Raw genomic sequence first — 7,339 nt, 5'->3', positions numbered from 1 at the left:
GTGCTCCCGCACGACCCACTTCTTGGTCTTCACTGGTGCTCCTTGTCCACGCTGGTGGAGGTCAGGTGTGCCGTGGCGGAGGGAGCCTGGGGCCGCCTCGGCACCGGGATGACGAGGTGGGTCGGCGGGGGCCCGCTGTCGTCGACCGACGCGGTGAAGGTCCTGCCGTCGTCGCGGCAGACGAACTGCATGACGTGCCGGCCGGCCGCGGCGGCGCGGATCAGCCCGCCGGTGGTCGCCCAGACCCCGGAGAGGTAGAAGTTCTCCAGCCCCGGCAGCCCGGGGCCGTGCTTCTTGACGAGTTCTTCCAGCCTCTCGCCGCTCTCCACGAACGGCTGCCACCCCAGCACGGTCCCGTCGTGGTTGCCCGTGTACCGGACCTGGGTGAGCGGGCTCGACACGTCGCGTACCGCGACGGCGTCCCCGATGCCCGGGTAACGCTCCTCCAGGAACCGCAACAGCGCCGTGCGCGCCCGCCGCTTCGCCGCGTAGTAGCCGCGCCCGTGCCGCACCGGGAGGGTGTGGAGCTTCTCGCCGCCCCGGGTCCGGGTGAGCTGCTCCGGTCCTTCGTCCAGGGCCCGCCAGGGCGCGATGTCGCAGAAGTACGTGGCGTAGACGACCGACGTCCCCTCCGGCGACAGCTCCGGGTAATGGCGGCTGCGGAACTGCACGTTGATGCTCGGATGACGGATGCCGGTCAGCTCCGCCGCCTGTTTCTCGTCCAGCAGGTAGGTGGTGCAGGGATCGCCCTCGGGGAAGGGGTGCTTGAGCCCCAGGAAGAGGGTGAAGTACCCCGGGAACACCATGCCCGGCTCGTGCAGGGTCGCGGTGTAGAGCCTGCGGTACGCGTCGTTCAGGTAGCGGCCCCCCAGCAGCTTCAGCATCGTGGTGGGGCCGTCGCAGGCCGACACCACGATGTCCGCGCGCAGCTCCCGGCCGTCGCTGAGCCGCACGCCGACCGCGCGGTCCCGCTCGACGAGGATCTCCTCGACCTTGGTGTTGTACGAGACCTTTCCGCCGAGCCTCAGGTAGCGCTGTTCGATCGACCGTGCGAGCCCGAGCGACCCGCCCTCGGGCACCCCCGCCGACAGATTGGCGTGCGAGGCGAGCTGGAAGTGGGTCGGCAGCACGGGGAAGTTCGGATGTCTCTCGTACAGGACGAAGTTGAACGCCTGCCGCAGCAGTGGGTCCTCGAACCTCGCCGAGTAGTCCGCCATCAGCACGGAGATGGACTTGCGGACCGCGTTGAAGTACGGCACGAACGACGCGAGCATGCGCCAGCGCTCCACCCGGCCCATCAGCCCGACCGGTTTGAGGAAAGGGTAGACGGCCAGCGCCTTGCGGAAGGCGCGCAGCTGCCGGCAGAAGTCCCTGATCCGCTTCGCGTCGGCCGGCGACAGTTCGGTCAGATGCTCCTGCAGCCGGTCCGGGTCGGAGTAGAAGTACACCGCCCTGCCGTCCGGGGCGCGCACGATGTTGAACACGTCGAAGTGGCGGATCTCCTTGCCCTGCAACGCGCCGAGCTCCAGCCAGATCTGGTGCATCTCGTTGCCCGGCCCGCTGCCCAGCAGCCAGCTGACGCAGGCGTCCAGGGTGAAGTCCCCGCGTTCCCAGGCGGTGCAGCAGCCCCCCGGGAGCTCGTGCATCTCCAGCACCTGGGTGCGGTAGCCGTTCATCTGTGCGTAGGCGCCGGTGGAGAGACCACCGAGCCCCGCACCGATGATGATCATGGTTTCCCTGCCGCGCGACGGACGCGCCATGGGCCTGCTCTCCTCGGTCGTCACGCGCCGGTGCCCTCCTTGGCGGTCCACCGGTCGAGCTGCGGAAGCCGCCCCAGCTTGCCGGTGTGCCAGGGGCCCAAGGGCGTGCTCTCCCACGCCTTGAACGGGATGCCCAGCTCCTCGCAGAGGTACTGCACGGCGAACCGTCCGGTGGACGCGGCACGGATCAGGCCCCCCATGCCGACCCACTGACCCGCCATGGAGAAGCCGCTGAGACCCGGCAGCCGCATCCGGTCCTTGCCGACCAGCTCGGACGCCACGTCGTCGGCGTCCGAGAACGCCTTCCAGGCGAGGATCGAGCCGTTGTGATTGCCGGTGTAGCGCCGGGTGGTGGCCGGCGAGGCCACGTCCACCAGCTCGATCCGCCCGGCCGCATCCGGCCACCGCCGCGCCAGAAAGCCCCGCACGAACTCGGCGACCTGCTGCTTCTGCGCCCGGTACGCCTTGCGGTCGCTGCGGCGCAGCGCCTGCCAGTGGGCGTAGTCGCTGAAGTAGGTGCAGTGGACCACCGACTTGCCGGGCGGGGCGAAGCCGTCGGAGTACCGGGACCGCAACTGGACCACCAGACTGCTCTGCAGGGCCCCCGGCAGCCGGGCGGCGTCCTCGGGGCTCAGCAGGTACGTGGTGCTGTGGGCGTCCTCCGCCGGGAGCGGGCCCCGGATGCCGACGAACGCCGAGACCACCGCGGGGAAGAGGGTGCCCGGCTTCTCCAGGAGCTCGTCGTAGAGCCGGTCGATCCTCGGGCTGGTCCAACGGCCCCCCAGCAGCCCCTGGATCGTGGTGCGTCCGTCGCAGGCGGAGACGACGTGGTCGGCGAAGTACCTTCTGCCGTCGCGGAGTTCGACCCCGATGGCCCGGCCGTTCTCCACCAGGATCCTCTCGGTGCGGGCACGGTAGGTGACCGTCCCGCCGAGCCCGGTGTACCGCTCCTCCACCGACCGGGCGAGCCCGAGCGAACCGCCTTGGGGGAAACCCGCGTTGCCGTGGTAGGCGCTGGCCATGTTGAAGAGGTAGGGGAGCAGCGGAAAGCCCTCCGGGTCCTGGAAGAAGATGTTCTTGAACGCCCTGCGCAGCAGAGGGTCTTCGAACCGGTCGGCGAACCGGTGCATCGGCGTGGCGGCGGTCCGCCAGAAGAGCCGGAAGGCCGGCAGTACCGTGCGCAGCGTCGCCGCCCTCTCCCGTACGGTCCGCAGGGCGGGCGCGGTCAGGAACGGGTACAGCTCGATCTCGGTGAACCGCCGCAGATCGCGGCAGAACGAGCGGATCAGCCGGGCGTCCGCCGGGGAGACGCGAGTCAGGTGCTCCTCCAGCCGGGCCGGGTCGTTCCAGAAGGTCACCGACCGGCCGCGCTCGTCGACCACCTTGTTGAACAGCTCGAAGTTGGTGATGGACTTGCCGTCCAGCGCGCCCAGTTCACGCCACACCCGGTTCGCGTCGTTGCCCGCGGCGGTTCCGATCAGCCACTCGATGCAGTAGTCGAAGATGTAGCCGTCCCGGGACCAGGCCGTACAGCAGCCCCCGGGCAGCACGTGCTTCTCGAAGATCCGGGTCCGCATCCCGCTCATCTGCGCGTAGGCGCCGGTGGACAGGCCGGCCACGCCCGCGCCGACGATGATGACGCGGGGCTTGCTCCCCGGTGTGCGTTCCCGTCGGCCCCACTCGGGGCCCGCCTCATCCCGCATGACCGGCGTCTCCCGTCAGCAGGGCCAGCACCAGCTCGGCATTGCGCGGCAGATGCTTGGGATCGAGCATGTCGGCGTGGGTACCGGAACCCTTCAGGACGCGCGTCCCGGAGGTGGAACCGCCGTGCCAGGCACCCGGGGAACCGGCCGCGTAGAGACCGGCCTTCTCCTCGTCCGTCACCACTCCCAGCAGGGCGCCCACCGTCCCCGTGTTGGGCGTCCGGCCACAGAACTCCAGATACTCCGCCGCGTGTTCGAGAACCGTCCGGGTGACCACCTCCGATCCCGTGTGCAAGTGGATGTGGCGGCCCAGCTCCGCTTCGAAGGTCTTGATCCCTTCCTCGCCCGGCTCGTACGCCTCCATGATGCGGCGGGAGTCCAGCACCACCACCCGGCCGACCTCGCGCCCCCGCGACTCCAGCTCCTTGGCCACCTCGAACGCGAGGTTGCCACCGAGCGAATAGCCGAGCAGCAGGCAGGGCCCGTCCGGCTGGACGGACTCCACCAGGTCGGCGTAGCGGGCCACCTTGTCCTCGCCCGGTACGTAGTTGAAGGCGATCGTCCTGTGCTGCGCCAGCTGCTCCGCGAGACCCCGGTAGACGAGCCCGTGGCCGCCCGCAGGGGGGAAGCAGAAGACGGGTCGCCCCGGGCCGGGATTGAAGGTCAGATAGGGCAACTCCTCGGCGGACGTGCTGTTGACGAGCTCTTCCACCGTGGCGGCCATGCCGTGCAGCGTGGTGACCTGGTACAGCCGGCTCACCGGGATGCTGACGCCGAACTCCGTACGCAGATGGTGGAGGAGCTCGATCAGCTTGATGGAACTCCCACCGGACTCGAAGAAGTCGTCCCCGAGCCCCGCCCGCTCCATCCCGAGCAGAGCCCCCCAGTGCCGGGCCATGCTCACCTCGTACAGGGTCACCGGGGCCTCGTGAGCCTGCTGCCGGTCCCCGCTCACCGGCACCGGGAGCGCCGTGACGTCGACCTTCCCGTGCGGGGTGAGCGGCAGCGCGTCGAGTTCGACGACGTGCGAGGGCACCATGTACGAGGGCAGGGCACCCGCGAGGCGGCGGCGCAGCGCCCGCCGGTCCAGCACCGCCCCCGGCTCCGCCACGCAGTACGCGCAGAGCGAGGCGTCACCGGCGGCGTCCGGGCGGACGGCCACCACCGCCCTGGCGAGACCCGGCCAGCCCGCCAGGTGCGCCTCGATCTCGCCGATCTCGATCCGGTGGCCCCGCAGCTTGACCTGGTGGTCGCCGCGCCCGAGGAGATGCACCCGGCCCTCGGTGTCCCAGCGGGCCAGGTCCCCGGTCCGGTACAGGCGCTCGGGCCGCGCGCCGGGCTGCCGGCCCAGTTCCAGGGTGACGAAACGGGCGGCGGTCTGCTCGGGATCGCCCGCGTACCCCAGGGCCACCCCCTCGCCGCCGATCCACAGCTCGCCCGGAACGCCCGGTGGTACGGGTTCGCCGTGTGCGTCCAGGACATGGAGCGTCGTGTTCGGCAGCGGGCGGCCGATCGGCACCATCAGGCCCGGCTCCAGGCCGTCGGCGGGCCCCTCGAAGAAGGCGCTGTCGATCGTGGCCTCGGTGAGGCCGTAGGAGTTGATCACCCGGGTCCCGGGCCCGCAGAGCTCGCGCAGCCGGGTGTACTCCGCGACCTTCCACGCGTCCGAACCGACGATGAGGAGCCGCAGGCAGCCGAGCCGTTCGCCCTCCCGGGCGCAGTGGTCCATCAGCCCCCGCACGACGGCGGGCACGAACTCGGCGCAGTTCACCCGTTCGGCCCGCATGGTGCGGTGCAGCCGGGGCGTGTCGAAGATCAGGTCCCGGTCGGCCAGCACCAGGCTGCCTCCCGAGCACAGGGCGCGCACCAGGTCACCGGTGAACACGTCGAACGAGGGCTCCGCCATCTGGAGATGGACGTCCGACGCGCCGAGCCGGTACTCCCGGAGCCACGCGGCGTACGCGGAGGCCAGGCTCCGGTGGCTGACCCGGACCGCCTTGGGGCGGCCGGTGGAACCCGAGGTGTTGATCACGTAGGCGGGGGAGTCCGGGTCGGTCGCCACCCGCGGGGCCGGACCGTCCGTCTCCGTCCCGCGCAGGCCGCCCAGAGTCTCCACGGGGACGGGCAGGTCCCGCGCCCACGCGGCGCGCGCGTCCCCGACGACGACCAGCGCCGCCCCGGTGGTGCGCAGCACGTGCGCGACGCGGTCCGCCGGCTGGTCCGGATGGACCGGGAGGTAGGCGCCTCCCGCCTTCAGCACGGCGAGCAGGGTGACGATCAGCTCCGGCGACTTGTCCAGGCAGACCCCGACGACCGACCCCGCGCCGACCCCCAGGTCGCCCAGCCGCCGTGCCCGCGCGTCCGCCCGCCGGTCCAGCTCGCCGTACGTCATCCGCTCCGTCTCCCCCGACAGGGAGGGCATCGAGACCGCGACCGCGCCGGGCCGGGCGGCGGCGGCCTCCTCGATCAGCCGGTGGACGGGGCGGAACCGGCCCGCCGTCGACCCGCCGCCGGCGGACAGCGCGGCGGCCCCGCTCCACTCGTCCACCAGCCGCTCCCGCTCCGGAGCGTCCAGCATCCCCAGCCGGGGCGTCGGGAGTCCGGCGTCCGCACGGGTCATGCTGTCCAGCAGGCGGACGTAGTGCGCCGCCATCCGCCGGACGGTCGCCGGCAGGAAGAGATCGGAGTTGTACTTCAGCACGCAGTGGAAGCGTCCCTCCGCCTCGTCCTCGTACGCCGACAACGTCAGGTCGAACTGCCCCTCTTCCTCCGGGAGTTCGATGTACTCCAGTCGGTAGCCGTACTGTTCGGTGGCCACCTTGTGGGTGAGCAGGATGAACATCGCCTGGAACACCGCGGAGCGGCTCGGATCGTGCTGGAGCCCCAGCTCCTCGACCAGCAGCACGAACGGGTACTCCTGGTTGTCCAGGCCGTTCAGCACGGTCGCGCGGACCTGCTCCAGCAGCTCGGCGACCGTGGGCGCGCCCGACAGGTCCGCGTGCAGGGGGAGCGGGTTGACGAAGTAGCCGTAGACCGAGGAGAACTCCTGCTGGGTACGGCCGGTCACCGGGCTGCCCACGACGACGTGGTCCTGCCCGGAGTAGCGGTGCAGCAGGACGTAGTACGCGCTCAGCAGCACCATGAACGGCGTCACCCCGTGCCGCTGCGCCAGGGTGTGCACCCGGGCGCTGAGGTCCTCGTCCAGGACGAAGAACTCGGAGGCGCCGTTGTGCGTCTGCACGGCCGGACGCGTCCCGTCCACCGGAAGGTCCAGCAGCGGGACCTCGGCGGGCAGGTGGGACCGCCAGTACTCCAGCATCCCGCCGGCCTCCCGGCTCGCCAGGAAGCGGTTCTGCTGGTTGAGGAAGTCGAGGTACCTCGCGCCGACCGGCGGCAGCGCCGGCTCCCGCCCCTGTTTCAGGGACTCGTGGACGGCGAGGAGCTCCTCGATGAAGGTGAAGGTCGAGATGGCGTCCGAGACGATGTGGTGGACCGCCTTCATGATGACCCAGCGGCCCGGCTCACGCCTGAACAGACGGAAGCGCACCAGCGGGTCGCGCTCGAGGTCGTACGGCTTGCGGTACTCGCGGATGATCGTTTGCCGGATCTCCTCCCACTCCTGGCCCTGGACGTCGAACAGGGCCAGGTCGGGCTCCGCCCCGGACGTCGTCCGCTGCACCGGCAGCCCGTCCTCCAGATGGAAGTTGGTGCGCAGCGCCGGATGCCGGGCGACGAGCCTTCGCACGGCCTCGAACATCAGGTCCGGTTCGAGCTCGGCACGCACCTCCACCGCGCCACCGATGTTGTACGCGTACCCGTCGGGATTGAGCTGCTTGAGGAACCACAGCGCCTTCTGGTTCTGGGTCAGCGGGTGGC

General features: G+C 70.9%; 3 protein-coding genes. All 3 read right to left on the bottom strand.

From position 1 onward, the window contains the following. Positions 1-29 precede the first annotated feature (29 nt). Positions 30-1,730, bottom strand: a complete 1,701-nt coding sequence (locus tag ACFWEP_RS28825; protein ID WP_387374325.1) for a phytoene desaturase family protein — start codon at positions 1,728-1,730, stop codon at positions 30-32. Between the two features lie 50 nt (positions 1,731-1,780). After that, positions 1,781-3,463, bottom strand: coding sequence for a phytoene desaturase family protein (locus tag ACFWEP_RS28820; RefSeq protein ID WP_387374323.1), 1,683 nt, complete (start codon positions 3,461-3,463; stop codon positions 1,781-1,783). Further along, positions 3,453-7,339, bottom strand: a 3,887-nt coding sequence (locus ACFWEP_RS28815; RefSeq protein WP_387374321.1) for an amino acid adenylation domain-containing protein, incomplete at its 5' end; no start/stop codon positions are given. The genes ACFWEP_RS28820 and ACFWEP_RS28815, both read right to left, overlap by 11 nt.

It is taken from the genome of Streptomyces sp. NPDC060198 (genome assembly GCF_042728415.1).
Lineage (GTDB): Bacteria > Actinomycetota > Actinomycetes > Streptomycetales > Streptomycetaceae > Streptomyces.
This window is presented reverse-complemented; position numbering and strand designations above follow the sequence as displayed.

Bases quoted from the DNA above. Each gene is read 5' to 3' on its own strand.
- ACFWEP_RS28820 (WP_387374323.1), bottom strand. From the start codon at position 3,463: ATGCGGGATGAGGCGGGCCCCGAGTGGGGCCGACGGGAACGCACACCG.
- ACFWEP_RS28825 (WP_387374325.1), bottom strand. From the start codon at position 1,730: ATGATCATCATCGGTGCGGGGCTCGGTGGTCTCTCCACCGGCGCCTAC.